We start from the raw sequence: 19,316 nt of genomic DNA, 5'->3' as shown, positions 1-19,316 counted from the left end.
TCTTCATATGTTCATACCTTTGTAAGTTCCGCGCAACATCTATCTAATTCACCGAGCAACGCCCAGTCTCAAATATAAACGAACAATCGCCTGTTCAGATGTTCTTAATCAGAGTTCCCTTCAGCAACCTTTAAAACGTCCCGATGAGTTTTGCTGCGGTCATTGAGTAACCCGTCCCAAACCGCCTGACGCAGCAGCCGAAAATAGGTCCGGGCTTCTCCTTTGTGTTGCCACCCTCGAAAAACCCATTTGGGCACCACAATCAAAAGGGGAATCCAGAATGCCCAGCCTGCCGCCATACGATACAAGATCAGCAAATTCCGATGGTAATAATACACCTTCCAAAGCCGGTTAAATTTCCGATTATCCTGGCTTTCAAACGTACTACAGTCATGGTCAAATCTGATTGCGGGATGAAACACCAAACGGTATCCGCGTTGGGACAACCCCAATGTATAAATGCCGTCATCCCCGTAGATAAACAAATTCGGATCTGGCAACGCAACAGCCCGCGCCGCCTGAGCGGATACGAAAAAACCTACGAATGACGTGATATCAATGTCTGTGGGTTCGTTCGCTTCATAGTGTCCAGGCGCAATGTGAAACCCGTCTCGCCCGCCCAACCCAATCACAGTCCGGAAAAACACGACCTTGCTCCAGAACGGGTTTCGACTGGGCCTGTTCATTTCGCAAATTTCACCGTCTGGAAAAAACACCGCTGCAGCTAAGCCATCCCACCCCTTGGCTTCTGGATCCAAATCGTGAAACGTCTCCAGCGCTCCTGGCTGTGGCCGTCCATCGTCATCCATGACCACAAGCCAGTCCGAGTCATGCGCGTCCAATGCGCGCTCCAAGCCCTGAGCAAATCCCCCTGCCCCGCCTGTGTTCTTTGGGCTTAGTATTACATCTAGTCTGGGATCATCACAGCCCTGCAACCACGCCTGTGTTCCATCCGTCGACGCATTATCAACAACGACAATTGCAGCGAGAGTTTGTGCGTCTGATTCACAAAGCCGAGAAAGTGTCACCTTTAGCTTCTCTAAACGATTGAAGCTTACAACAACCGCAACAAGCCGCCGCGTTCTGATCGCTGTACCAACACTTTCCATCCTCGACCCGGCATTCTTCTGAACCATTTACTTAGCGGCGTATCTAATCCGTTTCGTCTGGGATGACCATTATGTTTGTCAAATATGCCCGTGACCGACTGACGCCTTGAATGCGGGACTGTAGTTCCGTCTCGGTCGTCTTGCCATGCTCACTCCTTCGTCCCGACAAAGCTGCCGGATCAGGAGCGGAAAATACACCTGACTCAATTGTTCAGATTTGTCGGGCCACCTCTGTTTTCGTTTGGTTGGAAAATATCGACTCCATTTGTCGGGTCGTTCCTTTTCGGACTGAACAGATATCAAAGAAAACCTGTGCCGGAACAGTTTTGAAACGACGAGCGGACATCGCCTTGGACTTGGTGTATGGTGGCCCAGTCCGCACAAAGGTCATTGGCACAGCTTGTACCGAACGACCGCCTTGAGCCTAATGCGGAATGCTGCGGCGTGCATTGAAGTCCACTTTTTCGCAACTAGGCCTCCAAACCGCTGATGATGTGCGACCGAATAGACCTTATAGCGTGTTCGCTTGGCTTGTCCGTTGACAGCCCGCGCAAGCCCAACTCCTCAAGTGCGTCGAGCGCCATGCAGGCCACAACGCGCGGATCATCATACCGTACGAAAATGCCCGATTTGGCGCCCTTATTTAGGCAACTGACCAAGACATCAATCAATCCGCTTTGATTTGCGCCGGAAATCTCGGCAATGATCGGATTTTGCAATGCCTCTGTCAGGATTTCAACGCCGAGTAACGCATTGTCAGGGCGCCCCACATAGGCTGCGTTTTGATCAATGAGCTGTTCCATTGCTGCCCGAGGATCGTCAGGATTTGACAGAAGTTTGATGAAGCCGGATAGCTCCTTTCCCTCCAAATCGGCGATAAAGGCGAGAACTGCATCCTTGCCTTTAAAATGGTTGTAGAGATTGTCCAGGCTGATCCCAGCCTGTTTGGCAATATCGCGGACGCCAGTCTGATGATAACCATGCTCCAGAAAACAAGTCACCGCAGCTTGGGTGATTTCGAGCTTGCGTGGATGGATAGAGGTTTCGGTCTCATGCAACGGCTTGACGCTCTTACGTATGGTGAATAAATCAAGAACGATCGTTCGTTCATAAAATTAGGTTTGATGTAAAGAAAAGGAAAACCATGATGTTCAAAAGCGCTAGTATCTTGGGTTTCTAGGCATGATCGGTTCCTGAGAGCTTCCAAAGCTGCTCGAGGTCTTTTCCGCAGATGGATCATGGTGGGATCTCACAGGCGCAATCTGGCTTCTTTGGTTTCTCTACTTCACTCCCGACCAAAAGTCTGACGCCTCGGATACCGCACCCTGATCTCGCCTTTGTCCCGGCTTCTTTAGATATCCGACGTCCAACGGATGCCAGACAACCAGCTAAAAACACCATTTTCAGATTTGACAGAAATGATGAAACAGACCCAGCAGTCCCCTAAAAACAACCGCCTCGAAGGCCTCGATCTGGCGCGCTTCCTGGCTTTTGTCGGCATGGTCATCGTGAATTTCAAGATCGTTATGGGAGCTGAAGGGGAGACCGGTGTTCTCAACCTGCTGACCAGTGCCCTTGAGGGGCGTGCAGCTGCTACCTTTGTTGTTCTGGCAGGCATAGGGCTAGGACTGGCGGGGCTGAAAGGGCTGGATCCGACGGTCTCTGTTACCATCAAACGTGCGTTATTCCTGCTAATAATCGGCCTTTTGAACATGATGATCTTTGAGGCTGACATCCTCCATTACTATGGGTTCTATTTTCTGTTTGGTATCTTTCTATTACCCTTGGGTGTGCCGGCGCTTTTAGGGGTTCTTTTGGGTCTCAACATTACTTTTATGGTTATGATCCTGAAGTTGAACTACGATGCAGGCTGGAACTGGGACAACTTGACCTATATTGGTCTTTGGACGCCTGTAGGCTTCATTCGCAACCTGTTCTTCAACGGTTGGCATCCGGTTATTCCGTGGCTTGGGTTTCTGCTGTTCGGCATTATTCTCAGCCGTACTTCCCTTGCCGAACGCGCAACCCAATGGAAACTGGTCCTTGGGGGTGTGATTGCCTTCGTCGTCGCTGAGGGCGTAAGCGCGTGGCTTATGGGACGGCTAGGACAGATTGACCCGGAACTCGTACTACTGGCGTCCACGGCCCCCGTGCCGCCGATGCCGCTCTATACCGTCGCGGGTCTTGGCGCTGCATGCATTGTCGTCGGGGGCTGCCTGCTGATCTCGGATCGTCTGAAGGCTTTGGAAGTTTTACATTTGCTGACCCCTGCGGGGCGGCAAACTCTGACGCTTTACATAGCCCACATTCTGGTTGGCATGGGGACGCTCGAAGCCTTGGGCATGCTAGGCGAGCAAACCGTTGCACAGGCGGTTGGGGCATCCCTCCTGTTCTGTTTCGTAGCAACGGTCTACGCACTGATCTGGGCGCGCTGGTTCAATCGTGGACCGATCGAAGCAATGATGCGAAGGCTGGCAGGCTAGCGTTGAGCGTCGGCAGCCACAATGAATGCCAGTTTCAATGCTGCCATTCATTGGAACGTTCGCAGCAAAAGCTCAACTTATTCGCATCACGGTCATTGCTGCAAGCTGCAGCGAATGAATGGTCTGGGATCCGTCGACCACTGCCGCGGTACCAGTGTCGCCTGACTTGGTTATGGCCCCGAAGTGCAAAGGTGTCGTGGTGCCATAGACCTTCAGGCAAGGTTGATTGATATCCCGCCGCTCGTTCGAGCCATCACGGTTGGCGTATTCCGCACTGAGGAAAATCCCGCCCGCAGCCGTGTAAAGCTCACTCATGCTGTCGAGGATTTCTGTGATATGACGCGGACTGCGCCGCCGGTCGGCCGCCGCTGCCAGGAACATCCTAAACTCATTGATCTGGAAGAGGATCGCCGGCTGGCGGTGCAGCGTGGTCAATAGGCCTGCGCCGGAGGCAATCTTGTTGCCACCAGAGTGATTGGCCAGCCCCGCCTCGAAGACGACCTCGTTGATGATCTCGCGCGCGTGGTTCTTGCCCGAGCCGCTGTCCGCAATGCCCACGTCAGACAGGTTCGAGCGCTGTTTGCTCTCGGTGCGATACTTCCGCCCCAATAGCGCGCCGATCGCACAGAGGCTGGCACCAAGCGACAAAATCGGCAGAGGACGCCGGGCTGTCGACAACATGTAATCGGTCAGATCCCCCACAAACCTTCGGGCACGACCAAGGCGCCCCATAGCGAAGTAGGCTGAAAATACCCCTGGGTTATCCTAATAAATGTTGATAAACCGCGGGCCCTTGTTAGTTATTTTATTTCGAAGCATTCTGGACTTATGTTAAGAGGTTTTTATGGATTTCAAATTAGCTGAACTTCCGAGCAATCCCTACAGTCTAGGGATTATTTTGAGGTTCCTTTCGAACCATCGACCCTTTGCAGAATTTGAGTTTGGCGCGACGACAAAGAGCGTGCTCTTTCAGTTGAAGGCGAATAGTTATTTTGTCTGCATTAAGAACGACCATGTCGTAGGTTATTTGGGCTGGGTTAGGTCCTCCGAGGAAAATTGCAGAGCTTGGATGGAGAATGGCGCACCACTTCTAGCACACCCTGACCCGACAGCAATCGCCGTAACTGTTTTTGCTATCGACGAAAAACGCTTTATCCTTCCCATGATACGTTATGCTAAAAAACGAGAGCCGGGCCTCACAGTGTTTTGGAAACGATATTATCAGGACGGTAGAGTTCCGTCTTCCAAAATTGTGAGTGTGGAATAATGCACGCAATTTCAGAGAGGGAAGAGACAGTTGGTGTTCTTGTTGGGGACTATCTTGTCGATGTCGTGGTTCGTATCTGGGAACCCGATGCGCCCCAGGCATCAGTCGTTTGTGTTCATGGTTTCGCAGGAACAAGTGTCGACTTTGCACCGCTTGCTGAGACGCTCGTTCAGTCTGGATACCGTGTAATCGCGCCCGACATGTTTGGGCGTGGCCAGAGTACTTTCCTGTCTGACCCACGACGGTACACTTTGCGGACGCAATTACTAGCACTCAATCTAACGAAGCGTTACCAGCTCCCAGCCAATTGTTTTCTTGGCACTTCTTGGGGGGGATTGATGGCACTTGCTCACGTGGCCTCTCTTAACTGGAACACGCATGGCGTTATTCTAAATGACTGCTCAATCAAAGCGGATCAAACCGTCGAATATTTCCGCGACAAACTGGCAGTTGAGGCAGAGATGATTTTTACGTCACGCGAAGAGGCTGAAGCTCATGTGCTGGAAACTCGTTCGATGGGTTTTCTGCAGGGCAACATGCGAAATCGGTTTCTCGATAGCCGCGTAAGGCAGGTTGTAGATGGCTGGCGAATGAACTACGATGCCGCACTCGCAGAAACCCTTCGCGCCAATAATCCATTTTCAGTAGTGGACCTATTGAAGAATGCGCCGACACCTATTTTGATGAATTTTGGCACTGAAAGCCCGTACGCAAGTGGCCCCTTAAACGATGAAATTGCAGTAGCAAACCCTAATATCACTCTCATCAAGTCAATGTCGGCCCCGCACCCACCTTCACTGATGAAGCCTGAGGAAATATTAACTATTGCTGGCTTTTTAGGGCGTTGTTTAAGCTAGTCTTCCAGCGTACGTGTCGGCACTCAATTAGGGTTACAGTTTGGAAAAATGACTTGAATGCAATTTTTGCAATGCTTTGATCTGCATTTATCTTGAACCAGAGAACGAACCTACGCTCTATCTTGTTTCGAATACGAACAATCCTGCAAATAACGAACCTACGAGGTAATGTTGGGTGGATCTTATCCACGCTTAAGGCGATCAAGTCGATTGATTTCATACCCAAAGGCGCTATCGCACAATAGAAGCTGCCGAAATGGAAAATGAAGATTTCACCCCATTTGTGTTGTCTATCAGTAACCCTGTCACAACGATTGCCTTCCGCAATGAGATACATCTTGTGCTCACCAGAGAGTGCAATGCGAACACACGCCTGACCGTTATCCTCGGAACTGATGACGGCGGTTGAACGTAATGGTTTTATAAATTCATACTCAGCGCTCTGGCAGCCAATAATTTTCTCAATGTTACGCACTACATCAACTGCCCGGACATAGCGACGCGAACCGACAAAGTTGAATTCAATAACCTCTGAGCCGCTATACATCTGCCTTCGCTTCAATGCGCTCAATCACTAGATCATTGGAAAATAGGGGTCGAAATGCGAGGGAGTATCGGAAAGCGCAGTCGGGACCTTCATTTCTAAGCAAGAAATGCTTTAAGATGAGCCTAAGCCCTATATTGAGTTCCATTTCTGCAATTCGCCGACCACCGCAGGAACGCGGACCAGATAAGAAAGGTCGGAATGAGCGTTTGGAAAGCGCTGTCCAATCAGTATGCTCCGGTCGTGCAGCGCGAAACGATAAAGGTGTAGTCCAGTACTTCGGGTCTCGATGCAAGCTGACAATAGAAACCATAATCAGTTCACCCGCCTCTAGTCTAATGCCGCGAAAACTTGATGGCGCTGCGAGTTTTCGTACAACGAACGGGATAGGAGAGAATAGTCGCAAGGTCTCATCACGGAATCCATCAAGCCGCTTATCAATTCCCGCGTTTACGTCTTCGCGAAGTGCCTGTTGGACGTCACACCCTCTGCTCAGACAATCGACCATCCACAAGAGGGTGGCTGTTGTCGTTTCAATCCCTGCAAACATGTTAGTTAAAAAATCTGTAAAAACTGTTTCCAGGGGAAATGGGTCTCCCTGCACCGAAAACCGCTTGAACATATTCATAAGTGGCGGACTTTCCTGACAGCTTTGCCACAATTTTCTGAGAATGCTGGATAATTCAATCTCGATTTCCTCCAGTTCTGATGATCCATCTGCAGCGGGAATCCACGACCGATATTGCAGCAGCTCGACCATGCGGCGCAGTTCAAGAAAGTGGCGAAGCAATATCGACGGATCAACTTCAACACCAAGCGCTGAAAAAAAGCAGCGGAGTGCTGCTCGCGATAGTGCATCTTCTAGCTGATGCGGACGACAGTTTGTGACGCGGAGAAGCTCCTCTTGATATATCTCCTGATAGGCGTGTACAGCAGTTGGCTTTCCTGCCTTGGCGTACTGTCGTTGTGTCTTTGCACGGAGATTGATCCAGTCTATCCCATTCATGTTGAAGCGGCTGGGGCCCACCGCTGATACCAATGAAAAATCCTTTTCAAATGTTATTGGATCATTGAAAACCCGTTCTATATCGTCGGCGTCATCCAGAACAAACAGCTTCCCAAGCCGATCTGACCGCTCACTGGGAGGTTTCGCTGCACGATCAAACAGTGCGATCACTAGACGGTTAAGAAATACAGAGGCCTGTCTGTCAATTGGAGTCTTATTTGACGCGCTCATGCGATGGCCTTCCAAAAACGATTGAGTGCTGATTTGCATGAAGTCGTGTGCGTGTAATGGGGCCAGTGACCGGCGTTCTCCAATATGACTGTGTTACCGCGTAGCGGGTGCACGGAGGAGCTACCCTCCAAAATTTCGGGTGGAAAATAAGGATCGTCGCCACCCATAATATTTAGGAGTGGGACGCTTCGCACACTACCTCTTGGAGGAATGGGGCAGTCTGCCAAGTTCTGATAAAGAGATGAGATTGCAAGTGGGTTTGTGAGTGATCTGTTTTCCGAAAGCCGTTTAGCTAGGTGGGCGTCCTCAGTTTCAGCTCCCGCAAGTTTCATTTGGTCCGGCAGCGTGCTGTCGGTTTTATGGTTTGCCAACTCCTGTCGGTAGTCAAGGTAGCCACGCGCTCTTAGCTGTTTCAGATTTTCGTGATAGACATCGAGGCGAGGTGTACCAATCATTATGAGCGATTGTACATTTTGCGGTGCTAGATGGGCAAGAAACCATCCGATTACGGCTCCCAGATCGTGGCCAACAATATGGGTTGGAGTTTGAAGAAAGTCTCTACCAAGGGCCGTTACGATATCTATCAAAGCAAGCTTGGTGGCGGATCCATCCAGCCACGGCATCTCAAGCAGTTCGCAACTTGTGTCCAGCTGCGATGCAAGCGGAACAAACTCTGCCGGATGTCCTGGGTAACCATGCAAAAAAACGGCCCGGCCGCTAGTAGCTTCCGGACCTCTACCATCAGGTGACATGACTAGAAACTGACTGACACACCCACGTAAGCCGTATCGCTTGTCACATCGTCAAACAAATCGCCCAAATCGTCACTGTCAGAGCGGAAGATATCACGGCGTATGCCAGCGCGAAAAGCTGTACTTTCATTCACTTCATACTCAATTCCTACATCCAGCGCGCCGTGGAACACATTTGTCGTTTCATCTACAGTGATATTCCCACCAATGTCGTCAAAGTCGTTAGCAATACCAATTAGACCTTTGTCGACAGTCAACACACCTCTGGTCAGAGCGGCGCTTGCTCTGCCGTATATACTCAGTGGGCTTCCTTGCCGTACTTCCATTGACCCTTCTGCTGAGACTTGTGGGCCAAGACCCACGAAAGAGGATGATATATCACTGTCTAAGAATACATCACCATCATCAGTGTTTGCGGAAAAACCTTTTTCCTGGGTTGTGCTTAGGGCTTCAATCCCAAGCCCTATTCGAAATTGCGCTCCAGCTGCGTCGTAGTTGCGCCCAATGTCAAAATCTACAAAGCCCGCGTCGAACTCATGCGAATAGCTAGCAACGTCGTCTTCGTCCTCTTCAGTCTCTACATTTGGAACGAAGTTGAGGCTAGATGCGCTGGCAGACCAGTCCCAGCCGGGCTGAATGTCTCGAACTACGCCAACAGATCCATAAAGTCCAATGTCACTGTCCATTACGTCTGCCGGCGCACCAAGTTTGTCTCTCGAAAATTCGGAGGAGGTGACCCCGCCCTCGACGCTGAAATTCATCTTTTCGCCATCTGCAAACGCTACTGATGACGCCGACGCCATGCTTGCGGCGCCAACTGCAATACCCGCGTTCAACTTTCGGAACGTGATCCCCATGATTTCTCCACCATCCAGCCTACTAGACAAGTAGATCCCTTTAGCCTCAGAGTAAAGGCTTTGTTACACAAATCGGGGTTTGAGCGTACTTCCCCTGCCCCAGGAAGAACTTAGCCTACCGGCTGAGTGGTGGGTATGACAAGAGCGGTGTAGCTCAGCTAGAGAACGCATCAACACCCAAAATTGTTGTCGCAAGACTTATGGGCCATGAAATCGAAGGCCAGACCTTTGGGAATTACCCTGATGTTTTGACCTGTGCTTCGTCAGGATTTTACGGAATGCCAAGTCGTTTTTGTAGCGGAGGCTCTGGTTCTCTTTTTGTTGCAGTTTAGGCGGCAGCGGCTTGGTGCTGCAACCGGCGTTTTCTGATTGTCTGTTTTTGATCTCTAGATAATTCTCTCGCAAATGATTGTTATTGCCTGAGGCAATCACTCTAAAAATGCACTAGAAGAGCGAATTGGCGCGAAATACCCTGTAAGTGTCGTGGTATCAGAAAAATCTCGTTCCCAAAGCGGACCCAGAGCATCACCACTTTCAGCCAAGTTCTTCTGACAGATACACAACTCTCTACGAACGCCTGAAGAGCTTCGCAAACTGCTTTATCCACGTCATCGTGCGCGCCTCCGTCATATGGCTCTCAAGTGCCGGCAAACGCTCTGCATTGATTTCGAAAACATCGCTAATCCAGTCTGAACGAAATTCCCGCACCGGGCGATCAGAAATGCATGCATAGTCCAAATCGTCAAACAGAACGCCATATTGATCTCGCAGCCAAAGTAGATCCGTTGAAGCGCAGTCGATGTAGTCTGCAATCTCGGCTAAGAGTTTCGGCCGCGCAAATCCAGATATGCTCCTATCCGCCTTCAGCACCTTTTTCCGCCACCTATTTCGTTCTACGAGCACGACATCATCCTGTCCCTGAAAACGCTCGAGTTGGACGGTTTGAAGTATCAGAGCTGCTTCTGCAGACATGCTCTCATTAACGGCGATTTCGACAGTATTGCCATGACGCGTCAGGCCAAGGTAGGACACCAGAAAATCTTCGACGACATCACCGGAGATGAGAGAATTTGCGTCATATTTTCGGATAAACACATTCCCTGGAAATGACGCTTCCCAAGCCTCAATTTTACCACGCCAGCTCACCGGCTGAACAGGGGGAAACGTTGCTGACTGCTTGATCCTCTGTTGTACGTAAGAGGCGTAGAACTTGGAGGGTTGCCGCACGTAGATAACGATTTTGGTTTCAGAAAAGGTTTTCTCAATCGCGTGCAAGAGCTTCTCCCGCCCGTTGTGACCGATACGCATGAACAGATGCTCGGTCGACATCACGACGATCTTGGGGGAGGTGGCGCGAATTTCTGCCTCCATAGCTTTCCAAGACTTTTGGAAAACCTGATCCGCTTTTATTTGGGAGCGCCCAATCTCATTCACCAAGAGACGTTGGCCATCTGCCTCGAAATCGAGAGGCAAGGACAAAAAGGGATGCGACTTGTTCTTGTTGCTCTTAGGGTAAAGCACACTCTGCGTCAGCAGATATGCCCGAGATTTCGCAAACCATTTCTGAAGGGCACTGGAGCCGGTCTTCGGCATGCCGACATGGAGAACCAGCTTTGGCTTGTGGGAGATCATGAAAGCACCTAAAAGATCGTTTTGGAATTATAGGTCAGGCTTTATCAGCAGAGCAACATGAAGTGGGACAGAACGGACGTTACCGGCTGAATGGCTTTAGCCGTCCGCGACCAACCATTGCAACACACTGAAGCAGTCAGTCTTCCCTTGCCGCCGCCCTGACCGTGGAGTAGCCCCTGAAAATGGTTCACCAATTAGAATAATTTTGTCGCTCAAATTGCAGTATCAGCATGTAAACAGCTGGAAAACCCGATGGGTTTGAGGCGACACTCAACACAACCGCAGGCGAATCTGGATCTTGATCGACTCTGGCCTTACCGGATTCAAGCTATAGCCACCAAGGCAAACGAAACACCAAGTGCACCCGCGCCTGTATCTACGATCCGTCAAAGTATGATTTTATCGTTTAGGTACAATTTATTATAGAAGTAACATGGCGGACAGACAGGGATTCGAACCCTGGAGACGGTTTCCCGCCTACACACTTTCCAGGCGTGCGCCTTCGACCACTCGGCCACCTGTCCGCGTGGGGGCTATTTAGCGGCGCGGCAGAGCTGTTGCAAGGGCTGGATTGCGGTTGAATTACTTTTCGGTTTCGATCCAGCGCAACCAAATGTCTTCGGCGAAATACTGATAACTGTCGGCGTTCTCAATCGCACGGTTAGGGTCGCGGATCGCCATATCACTGCATTCTGACCGGCTATAGCAGTGGTCTTCCGTCTGTGCGACAACCACGAAGTGGCTGATCTCATGAACAATGGTACCGCCCTTTGATCCGTTCTCACCATCTTCCGTTCTAGGGTTAAACGTCCGCATGTGCGGTTGATTGAAGAACGACGGGCAAATGTGGACCAAGAACGCCTCGTCCGAGAAGACATAAGCGTAAGTCTCAATCTCACAATCCTCACGGCCGACACGCCCGCATCGCGCCGTGACACCTCCGGTTCTGATGGCGCGTGCGATGCTTTTGAAATTGGCGCGGACCGTTTCTGCGGCAGCAGGCGAGTAATTCCCAAACCACTTTGAATAAAGCTCATCTTCGCGGACATTGGCGGCTGCTGTCACAGCAAGGCGCTTGGCCACCGCGACGGCAGTTTTGACGGAGGCTTCTTGCGCTTTTGAGCACCCTTCCATCCGCGCCATTGCGGGAGTGGCAAGGGTCATAGCGAGACACAGGAAACCGACGAACAGACGCATCACGCCTCTAAGGTTATATTGACACGACGGTTTTGTCGGCCTTTCTTTTCAACCTTGCCGATGCGCACATGGCCAATCTCTTTGGTGTGGCGCACGTGGGTGCCACCGCAGGGCTGCAAATCGGCGGTGTTGTCCCCTTCCCCAATACGGACAAGGCGGATCAAACCTGCGCCGCGCGGGGGTTGAACCGACATGGTCTTCACAAGAGTTGGCTGCGCGTCGAGCTCAACCTCTGTGATCTCTTCCGTCGACACCAGAAAGTCGCAGTCGATGAGGCGGTTCAGCGTGTCATTGAGCGCGTCTTTGTTCGCCGGGGCCGTTGGCATGTCGAAATCAAGTCTGCTCTTCTCCGCACCGATGGAGCCGCCTGTCACTGCCAAGGGGATGACGACCGACAAAAGATGCAGGGCTGTGTGCATACGCATGTGGCGATAGCGTCGGTCCCAGTCCAAAACCTGCATCAGCGATTGACCCACTGCGGGCAAACCAACCGGTTCGGCCGGGATGAGCACAACAGCCCCGTTAGGGCCTTTCATAGCGATCGCGATTTCGATGGAGCCGCCGTCCCAGACCAACATCCCGTTGTCGCCGGGTTGGCCGCCGGATGTCGGGTAGAAAACGGTTTGATCGACAATGATCCCACCTTCATCCGTGTGGGCGGTCACGGTCCCATCGCACTCACGCAGATATGCGTCTTCGTGAAACAGCAATTTCGTCACGACTTGTCCGCCCCAGGCGCATTCTTAAGCCAGATATCCCGCTGTGGGAATGGGATTTCGATGCCTTCGGCGGCGAACTGCTTTGCAATCTCGGTGTTCAGTTCGGACTTCACAGACATGCCGAAATTGATGTCGCGCAGAAGAGCCCGGATTTCGAAATCGAGCGAGCTTGCGCCAAAGGCTTGGAACAGCACATTTGGCTCGGGGTTATGCAGGACCATTGGGTGTGCCATTGCAATGTTTTTGAGAATTTCGCGGACCTTTTCCACATCCGTTCCATAAGCCACACCAACCGGTACGATCACGCGACCAACGGAATTGTCGCGGGTCAGGTTGGTCACTTGATTGTTCAACAGGTCTGCGTTGGGAATGATGACGTCAGAGCGGTCGAAGGTTTCTATACGAGTGGACCGGACGGAGATGTCACGGACATAACCCGCTTGCCCGTTGACCTCGATCCAATCGCCCTCGCTCACTGGCCGTTCGATCAACAGGATGATGCCAGAGACGAAGTTCGAGACGATGGTTTGCAGGCCAAAACCGATACCCACGGACAAGGCACCTGCGACTAGTGCAAGGTTGGTCAAGTCGATCCCAGCGCTGGTGATCGCGATGACAGCGGCAAGGATGATGCCCACATACCCCACGCCCGCAACGATTGCGTTACGCCCGCCAAGATCCAGCTTGGTGCGTGGCAGGACATTGTTGCGCAGCGCCGACTGTACCAATCGTGTCAGAAGGTAGCCGACGGCGAAGATAATGAGAAACCAAAGGAAGTCTGTCGGAGACAACGTCGTTTCGCCAAACGTCAGACCCGTCTGGAACCGTGTCCACACCTCGCGCAAATCTGATGAACCAGCCCCCCAGATCAGGGCAAGCACAGGCAAAGCAAGGCAGCCGAGCAAAATACCGATCAGGACCGGTGCCAGTGGCCCCGCGCCTTCATCGTCGTCTTGGCGCATCAATGACCAAAGAGCATTGACTAGTTGTTGCAAGAGCATGACGAAGCCGGTCAACGCAATCGTCATGATGAACGGCTGCAGTAGAGCCGTATAACCAGTCTTGTACCCCAGTGCCGACAGCAATGGCGCCGCCACGGCCACAATGATCGACAATGATCCAAAGAACTTGCGAAGGCGCCATGTCCCTTCCCCATCAACAAACTCGCTTGCTGGCCCTCCGATCATTTGTCCAAATCTGAAAAGAGCAACGCTCAAGACAACGACAATCGGGAAGGCAAGCACGGTGGCGTTGATGGATGGTGCGTCAACCGACGTCATGATAGCTTCAATGAGGGTGATCAAGGACAAGCCTATGCCAAAGATGATCCCAAGTTGCCTAAAGAATTGTCTAGACAGATGGTCAAAGCCCAACGGGCCTTCTGGTCCGCCTTTCGGAAAGAAAGCGGCGGACAGCCAGCGTGCCACAATAATGAGTGTACCAGCCTGACCAATGGCGCGAAGGATGTCCGTGCCGGTCGCGCTCAGCACATCAAGGCGCTGGACCCCTCCGATCACAGCCCAAAGCCCAACAAGGGGCAAGACGAGCTGCGCCAAACTTAGTAGGAAATCATAGATGGGGCGCCATTCGCTGCCGGCAATTGTGGATGAGCGTCTTAGCCTTGCGGTCCGGCGGGCAGATTGGGTCATCAACACGAAACCTACTACGATCAATCCCAATGCAACAGGCGCATTGGACTGCACGAATCCATTTTGCCACCCAACTTGCAGGCCCGACACAACCTCATTTCCAAAGATTTGCAACGCGGACCCGAAGGATTGAGTGGCGGGAAACCAGTTCACAGGATTGAGCGGCGTCATGCCGCGTGTCGTGAGCGCGGCGCGCTCCAATTCAAAGATACGGGTATCGACCTCGCGGATCAAACCATCGGCACGGGCAAACGCTTCTTGTGCGAATGCTGTTGGTGCAAATTCCTCTGCCCGCTGGCGTTCAATCAGGGCGCGGCGCAATGCGATTTGCGGGTTGCCGCCATCATCCTTGGCCGGTCCCAATGCGGCAAGCTGCGCATCCAACGTGGCAAGTCGACCGACATTAGCGTCGCGCTGTTCGGCGAACGTCTTCCGCCAGGTAATCAGATTGTTGCGCAGCCGGTTCAGCGCAAAAAGCGATGATTCGTCATTGGTGACGGTGACTTCTGCGCGTGACGCAAGATTGGTCCATTCCGCTGGCAGGTCTTGCGCATGGGCCAAAGAGGTCCATGACAGCGCAATCCAAACGATAACCAGACGGAGAAGAGGCCTGAGGTCCATTAGACGTCCTCAAAGACCGATGGTATATCGGTTTGTTCATTGGTCAGAAATTCCGGCACCGGCAGGTCTTTGCTGCGCAGGAAGTCTGGGTTGAAAATCTTAGACTGATAGCGCGTGCCGTAGTCGCACAGGATCGTCACGATGGTGTGGCCGGGGCCCATATCTTTGGCCATGCGGGTCGCACCGGCGATGTTGATACCGGTGGAGCCGCCCATCACGAGGCCCTCATCGCGCAATAGGTCGAAAACGATGTTTAGCGCTTCGGCATCAGGCACATTGCAGCAGAAATCAGGTATGAACCCTTCGAGGTTTGCCGTGATGCGCCCCTGCCCGATCCCTTCGGTGATCGAGCCGCCGGAAGATGCGAGTTCCCCCGTTGTGTAGTAGCTGTAGAGCGCGGCGCCATCGGGATCCGCCAGACCAACCTTCACGCCTTTGGGCTGTAGATAGGCCCCCATGCCTGCGACCGTGCCGCCAGACCCAGCCGCACAAATGAAGCCATCGAGCTTGCCAGCAGTTTGTTCCCAAATCTCCGGCCCTGTGGTTTCGATATGTGCTTGGCGGTTTGCGGTGTTGTCGAATTGGTTTGCCCAGATCGCGCCATGCGGCTCCGTCTTGTTGAGTTCCTCGGCGAGCCGTTGGGAGTAGCGGACATAGTTGTTTGGGTTGCGGTAGGGCGCAGCGGGCACTTGGACTAGGTTCGCACCTGCAAGGCGGATCATCTCTTTCTTTTCTTCGGACTGGGTGTCGGGGATCACGATGACGGTTTTGAAGCCCATCGACGCGCCGACCAAAGCCAAACCAATCCCCGTGTTTCCGGCTGTTCCCTCAACAATGGTGCCGCCTGGCTTGAGTGTGCCTCTTTTAATCGCATCGCGGATGATAAATAGCGCAGCGCGATCTTTGACGGACTGCCCGGGGTTCAGAAATTCAGCTTTGCCGAGGATCTCACAACCCGTCGCTTCCGACGCAGCCCTCAAGCGGATCAGTGGGGTGTTGCCAACGGCGTCGGCGAGGTCTGCTTTAATGGTCATTTGTCCCACCATTCCTTCACTCTTTGATCCTCTCTAGGTCGCCAAGTCACCTAACTCAAGACCGCTCAGAAAGGCTATCCCAACGCTCTTCAAAACCGCCTTAGGAGAACCGACTACCGAAGACTTCAGTGATCAGTCCAGCAATGATACCTCCCACCAAGGTAGAGACAATCACATCGACGGTTCCGAGTTCTTGCGCATGCTCCCAAGCCAGTTCGAAGATGCCACAATCGCCTCTAGCGGACCGTCGTAAGTCTTTCTCATCGAGCGTACGATCATCTCATAAAAAGAATAGAGCTCGATGATCCAAAACACCTTCGCAACGACGCCAGTGGTGCCGTTGCCAACGCCCGATGATACCCCGTGGCCAGCATGTTTTTCCACAACCACCCAGCCGCCCCAAAGCCCTGTTGCCACGCAAAGCGGCATCCAGAACCACGGCACGGTTCCTTCTTCAAACGGCGGTGTTGTGATGGTCGCCAGATACGCCCCTAGCGCTGCAAAACAGATTGCCTCTATGAGGCGGCCAAACGTCGGCATCCTCTCATCCTCCCGCTCTAAGCCTGTGACGGCCGTGTCAAGACGGCCGGCTTATTGTTATCTGTGTTACGTCGCAGTTTCCGCTATGAAACGTTCCCGCGCAAGAGGTGAGATAAAAGTTCCACATGCGTTTGAACCGCTCGTCAAAGCCCATTGCGGCGACCTGATCCCATTTTTCGTTAAAGATCTCGTGCCAACGGCGCAGGGTTTGGCTGTAGCTTTCGCCAAACTCGATGGATTTGACGACTTTGAGCCCGGCGTTTTCCACCGCTTCGCGCAGCTTCGTCGGACTTGGCAGCATGCCACCGGGAAAGATGTATTTCTGAATAAAGTCTGGGCGATCGACGTATGTGTCCCAGCGGTGATCCCCGACCGTGATAATTTGCAACGTCGCCTGCTTGCCTGGCTTGAGACGGTCACGCACGGTGTTGAAATATGCGGGCCAATACTTTTGCCCAACAGCCTCAAACATTTCGATGCTGGCGATGCCATCATAGACACCGGTTTCATCACGATAGTCCTGCATCTTGAGTGTCACCATGTCGGAAAGACCTGCCTTTTCGATACGATCCACGGCATAATTAAACTGTTCTTGACTGATCGTCAGGCAGGTCACCTTCAGCCCACGCTCTTTCGCGGCATATTCTGCAAAGCCGCCCCAACCACAGCCGATCTCCAACACGTGATCACCGGGCTGCGCGCCCATCTGATCGACCATACTGGCGTATTTCTGGGTTTGTGCTCTCTCAAGGCTTTCCTGACCAGTTTCGAACTTGGCCGATGAGTATGTCATCGTGTCATCCAGCCAGAGTGCGTAGAAGTCGTTGCCTAAGTCATAATGATAGCTGATGTTTTTCTTGGCCTGCCGTTTTGTATTGCTCTGCAACCAAAACCGCAGTTTTTCATAAGCGCGGACAAGCGCTTGGCCAGGGAAGCCGTCATACATGTCTTCCGCACCGTCGTGGACCATATCCATAAAGGCCATCAGGTCGGGTGTGGACCACTGTCCTTCGAGGTAGGCATCACAAAAGCCCATATCGCCTTCGCGAATGGTGCGGGCAAAAACATCGGGGTGATGGATGTGCACTTCGGCCACGTGGCCCAGCTCTTTGCCTTCGATCCGAAAGCGGCGACCGTCTTGCAAAACAATGTCCAGCCGACCCTTTTCCACGTTCTTGATCTTATCAAAAACCGGTTTGAAATAACGCGGCAGATCCGTCTGCCCCTCGGTTGACGTGTAAATCATGTTGCACCCCCTGCATTCGTGCCACGCCCAACATGAGACGCAGCTGAGTGGTAGATTAACCTTTGTTTTGACAGAGTCACGCGTTAAGTCTCACCAACGCAGCAACGTCAATTCGCGGGTTTTTCGCGCGCAGCGTAGGCATCCAGCGCGCGCATCCGACCTTCCTCTGGTGTAACAATCGGGCTTGGGTAACGGTCATCTGGCGACAGACCCCAAGAGCGTGGAATCGCGTCGAAATAAGACAGTGCGGTTTCGGTTGGTTGTCCGAACCCTTCAGTAATCCATTGCTTTTGATAACGCCCGTCGCGGTCAAACTTTTCGAGTTGTGTAACCGGATTGAAGACGCGGAAATAGGGTGCGGCGTCGGGACCGGACCCAGCAACCCATTGCCATCCCATCGCGTTACTGGCTGGATCCCAGTCGATCAGGCAATCTGCGAACCAACGTTCACCAATCTGCCAGCGGCTCATCAAGTTTTTGGTGAGGTAGGAGGCGACGATCATCCGCGCACGGTTGTGCATCACCCCTGTGACATACATCTGGCGCATTGCGGCGTCGACAAAGGGGATGCCGGTGCGGCCTTGCTTCCATGCTGTCACTTCGGCGGTGCTTTCATCGGTGTTCCAAGGAAAGGCGTCCCATTCAGGGCGCCAGTTCGCCGTGGTGATGTGCGGCGTGTGGAAGGCGAGGTGATACGCAAACTCGCGCCAGACAAGCTCTTTGAGAAAGATCTCGGCCTGATCCGCGCCGCGCCGGAACGAGGACCATCCAGCATGCCAACAGGTGGCGGGGCTGATCTCGCCGCAGGTGAGGTTCTCCGACAGGCCGCTGGTGCCGTTGACCGCCGGGAAGTCCCGCTGATCGGCATAGGACGCCACGCGGTCTTCTATGAAGGCACCCAAGCGGTCGTTCGCAGCGGCTTCGCCCACCGTGCAATGCGGCCCCAACACCGCCGCACCGCGGTTCATGGCTTTGTCCAACTGCCAATCGCCCAAGTTGTCAGAGGCGGGCCAAGCCGTTGGTGCTAGTATCTTGCTTGGTGCTGGCACGGGCGCAGGCACATCCCTGTTGCGGACGGCGCGCCACATCGGCGTGTAAACGCGATAGAAACCACCAGTTTTCGTCTCAACCGTCCAAGGCTCAAACAGCAGATGTCCGGTAAAGCTTTGCGCGGTGATGCCGTCGTCCTTCAGCGCCGCTTTCAGGGCCTTATCACGGTCTTTCGTGATCGGATCATAGGCGCGGCTCCAATAGACGGAGGTGGCCCCCGTTTCTGCGATCAAGTTACGCAACACCTGCAGCGCATCGCCCAGCCGAAGGATGAGTTTGCTGCCCTTCGATTCGAGTTGCTGGGCAAGCGATCCCACAGAAAGGCCGAGGCGAAACCGCGGGGCGGCACCCTGCCCCGCAACAACTTCATCATTGATGAAAACAGGGATGATCGGGCGCCCCGTTTCCACAGCCGCGGTTAACGCAGGATGATCGGCAAGGCGCAGATCACGACGGAACCAGAGGAGGATTGGAGCAGCGTCAGGCATTCAAAGTCTTTCTTTTCACCAGAGCTAGCCCTGC

General features: G+C 52.9%; 18 protein-coding genes and 1 tRNA gene. 3 read left to right on the top strand and 16 right to left on the bottom strand.

Annotated features, from left to right (window positions below):
• Positions 1-104: 104 nt before the first annotated feature.
• Positions 105-1,136, bottom strand: a complete 1,032-nt coding sequence (locus ACTF5F_RS10500; RefSeq protein WP_438956823.1) for a glycosyltransferase — start codon at positions 1,134-1,136, stop codon at positions 105-107.
• Positions 1,137-1,579: 443 nt separating this feature from the next.
• Positions 1,580-2,167, bottom strand: a complete 588-nt coding sequence (locus ACTF5F_RS10495) for a TetR/AcrR family transcriptional regulator (protein ID WP_438956822.1) — start codon at positions 2,165-2,167, stop codon at positions 1,580-1,582.
• A 360-nt stretch (positions 2,168-2,527) separates the two neighbouring features.
• On the opposite strand from ACTF5F_RS10495, the gene ACTF5F_RS10490 reads away from it, so the two are divergent.
• Positions 2,528-3,592 carry a DUF418 domain-containing protein gene (locus tag ACTF5F_RS10490; RefSeq protein WP_438956821.1) on the top strand — a complete coding sequence of 355 codons (1,065 nt, stop codon included), beginning with the start codon at positions 2,528-2,530 and terminating at the stop codon, positions 3,590-3,592.
• Positions 3,593-3,664: 72 nt separating this feature from the next.
• Here ACTF5F_RS10490 and ACTF5F_RS10485 read toward each other — a convergent pair whose 3' ends face one another.
• The gene (locus ACTF5F_RS10485) at positions 3,665-4,273 is read right to left on the bottom strand and encodes a hypothetical protein (protein ID WP_438956820.1); all 609 of its coding nucleotides are present in this window, start codon (positions 4,271-4,273) and stop codon (positions 3,665-3,667) included.
• Positions 4,274-4,436: 163 nt separating this feature from the next.
• Here ACTF5F_RS10485 and ACTF5F_RS10480 point away from each other — a divergent pair, with 163 nt between their 5' ends.
• Positions 4,437-4,859 carry a hypothetical protein gene (locus ACTF5F_RS10480; protein WP_438956819.1) on the top strand — a complete coding sequence of 141 codons (423 nt, stop codon included), beginning with the start codon at positions 4,437-4,439 and terminating at the stop codon, positions 4,857-4,859.
• Positions 4,859-5,716, top strand: a complete 858-nt coding sequence (locus ACTF5F_RS10475; protein ID WP_438956818.1) for an alpha/beta fold hydrolase — start codon at positions 4,859-4,861, stop codon at positions 5,714-5,716. The genes ACTF5F_RS10480 and ACTF5F_RS10475 overlap by 1 nt, the downstream gene beginning before the upstream one ends.
• Here the strand turns inward: ACTF5F_RS10475 and ACTF5F_RS10470 are convergent.
• The 13 genes from ACTF5F_RS10470 to ACTF5F_RS10410 all read right to left on the bottom strand — a co-directional run bounded on the left by ACTF5F_RS10470 (position 5,682) and on the right by ACTF5F_RS10410 (position 19,282).
• On the bottom strand, positions 5,682-6,287 hold the full coding sequence (locus tag ACTF5F_RS10470) for a hypothetical protein (protein WP_438956817.1): 606 nt from the start codon (positions 6,285-6,287) through the stop codon (positions 5,682-5,684). The two genes, ACTF5F_RS10475 and ACTF5F_RS10470, sit on opposite strands and share 35 nt — an antisense overlap.
• A complete protein-coding gene (locus ACTF5F_RS10465) occupies positions 6,256-7,536 on the bottom strand; it encodes a cytochrome P450 (protein ID WP_438956816.1) in 1,281 nt (426 codons plus the stop codon). Before ACTF5F_RS10465 ends, ACTF5F_RS10470 begins: the two co-directional genes overlap by 32 nt.
• Positions 7,494-8,249, bottom strand: a complete 756-nt coding sequence (locus tag ACTF5F_RS10460) for an alpha/beta fold hydrolase (RefSeq protein WP_438956815.1) — start codon at positions 8,247-8,249, stop codon at positions 7,494-7,496. Before ACTF5F_RS10460 ends, ACTF5F_RS10465 begins: the two co-directional genes overlap by 43 nt.
• Before the next feature lie 2 nt (positions 8,250-8,251).
• Positions 8,252-9,085, bottom strand: coding sequence for a hypothetical protein (locus tag ACTF5F_RS10455; protein WP_438956814.1), 834 nt, complete (start codon positions 9,083-9,085; stop codon positions 8,252-8,254).
• Between the two features lie 588 nt (positions 9,086-9,673).
• On the bottom strand, positions 9,674-10,738 hold the full coding sequence (locus tag ACTF5F_RS10450; protein ID WP_438956813.1) for a hypothetical protein: 1,065 nt from the start codon (positions 10,736-10,738) through the stop codon (positions 9,674-9,676).
• A 434-nt stretch (positions 10,739-11,172) separates the two neighbouring features.
• Positions 11,173-11,262: transfer RNA gene (locus ACTF5F_RS10445), tRNA-Ser, on the bottom strand.
• A gap of 58 nt (positions 11,263-11,320) precedes the next feature.
• Positions 11,321-11,902, bottom strand: a complete 582-nt coding sequence (locus ACTF5F_RS10440) for a M35 family metallo-endopeptidase (RefSeq protein WP_438956812.1) — start codon at positions 11,900-11,902, stop codon at positions 11,321-11,323.
• A gap of 32 nt (positions 11,903-11,934) precedes the next feature.
• A complete protein-coding gene (locus ACTF5F_RS10435; protein WP_438956811.1) occupies positions 11,935-12,654 on the bottom strand; it encodes an alanyl-tRNA editing protein in 720 nt (239 codons plus the stop codon).
• Positions 12,651-14,924: a DUF3772 domain-containing protein gene (locus ACTF5F_RS10430; protein WP_438956810.1), complete on the bottom strand. Its 2,274-nt coding sequence runs from the start codon at positions 14,922-14,924 to the stop codon at positions 12,651-12,653. Before ACTF5F_RS10430 ends, ACTF5F_RS10435 begins: the two co-directional genes overlap by 4 nt.
• The gene (locus tag ACTF5F_RS10425) at positions 14,924-15,958 is read right to left on the bottom strand and encodes a cysteine synthase A (RefSeq protein WP_438956809.1); all 1,035 of its coding nucleotides are present in this window, start codon (positions 15,956-15,958) and stop codon (positions 14,924-14,926) included. Before ACTF5F_RS10425 ends, ACTF5F_RS10430 begins: the two co-directional genes overlap by 1 nt.
• Positions 15,959-16,129: 171 nt before the next feature.
• Entirely contained in the window at positions 16,130-16,498 is a 369-nt protein-coding gene (locus ACTF5F_RS10420) for a TrgA family protein (RefSeq protein WP_438956808.1), read from the bottom strand.
• A 37-nt stretch (positions 16,499-16,535) separates the two neighbouring features.
• Positions 16,536-17,744 (bottom strand): class I SAM-dependent methyltransferase, encoded by a 1,209-nt coding sequence (locus ACTF5F_RS10415; protein WP_438956807.1) that lies wholly within the window; start codon positions 17,742-17,744, stop codon positions 16,536-16,538.
• Positions 17,745-17,851: 107 nt separating this feature from the next.
• A complete protein-coding gene (locus ACTF5F_RS10410; protein ID WP_438956806.1) occupies positions 17,852-19,282 on the bottom strand; it encodes a cryptochrome/photolyase family protein in 1,431 nt (476 codons plus the stop codon).
• Positions 19,283-19,316 lie beyond the last annotated feature (34 nt).

The organism is Cognatiyoonia sp. (assembly GCF_965661665.1).
Classification (GTDB): domain Bacteria; phylum Pseudomonadota; class Alphaproteobacteria; order Rhodobacterales; family Rhodobacteraceae; genus Cognatiyoonia.
Note: the sequence above shows the minus strand (reverse complement) of the source record. Positions and strands in the feature narration are given on the sequence as shown.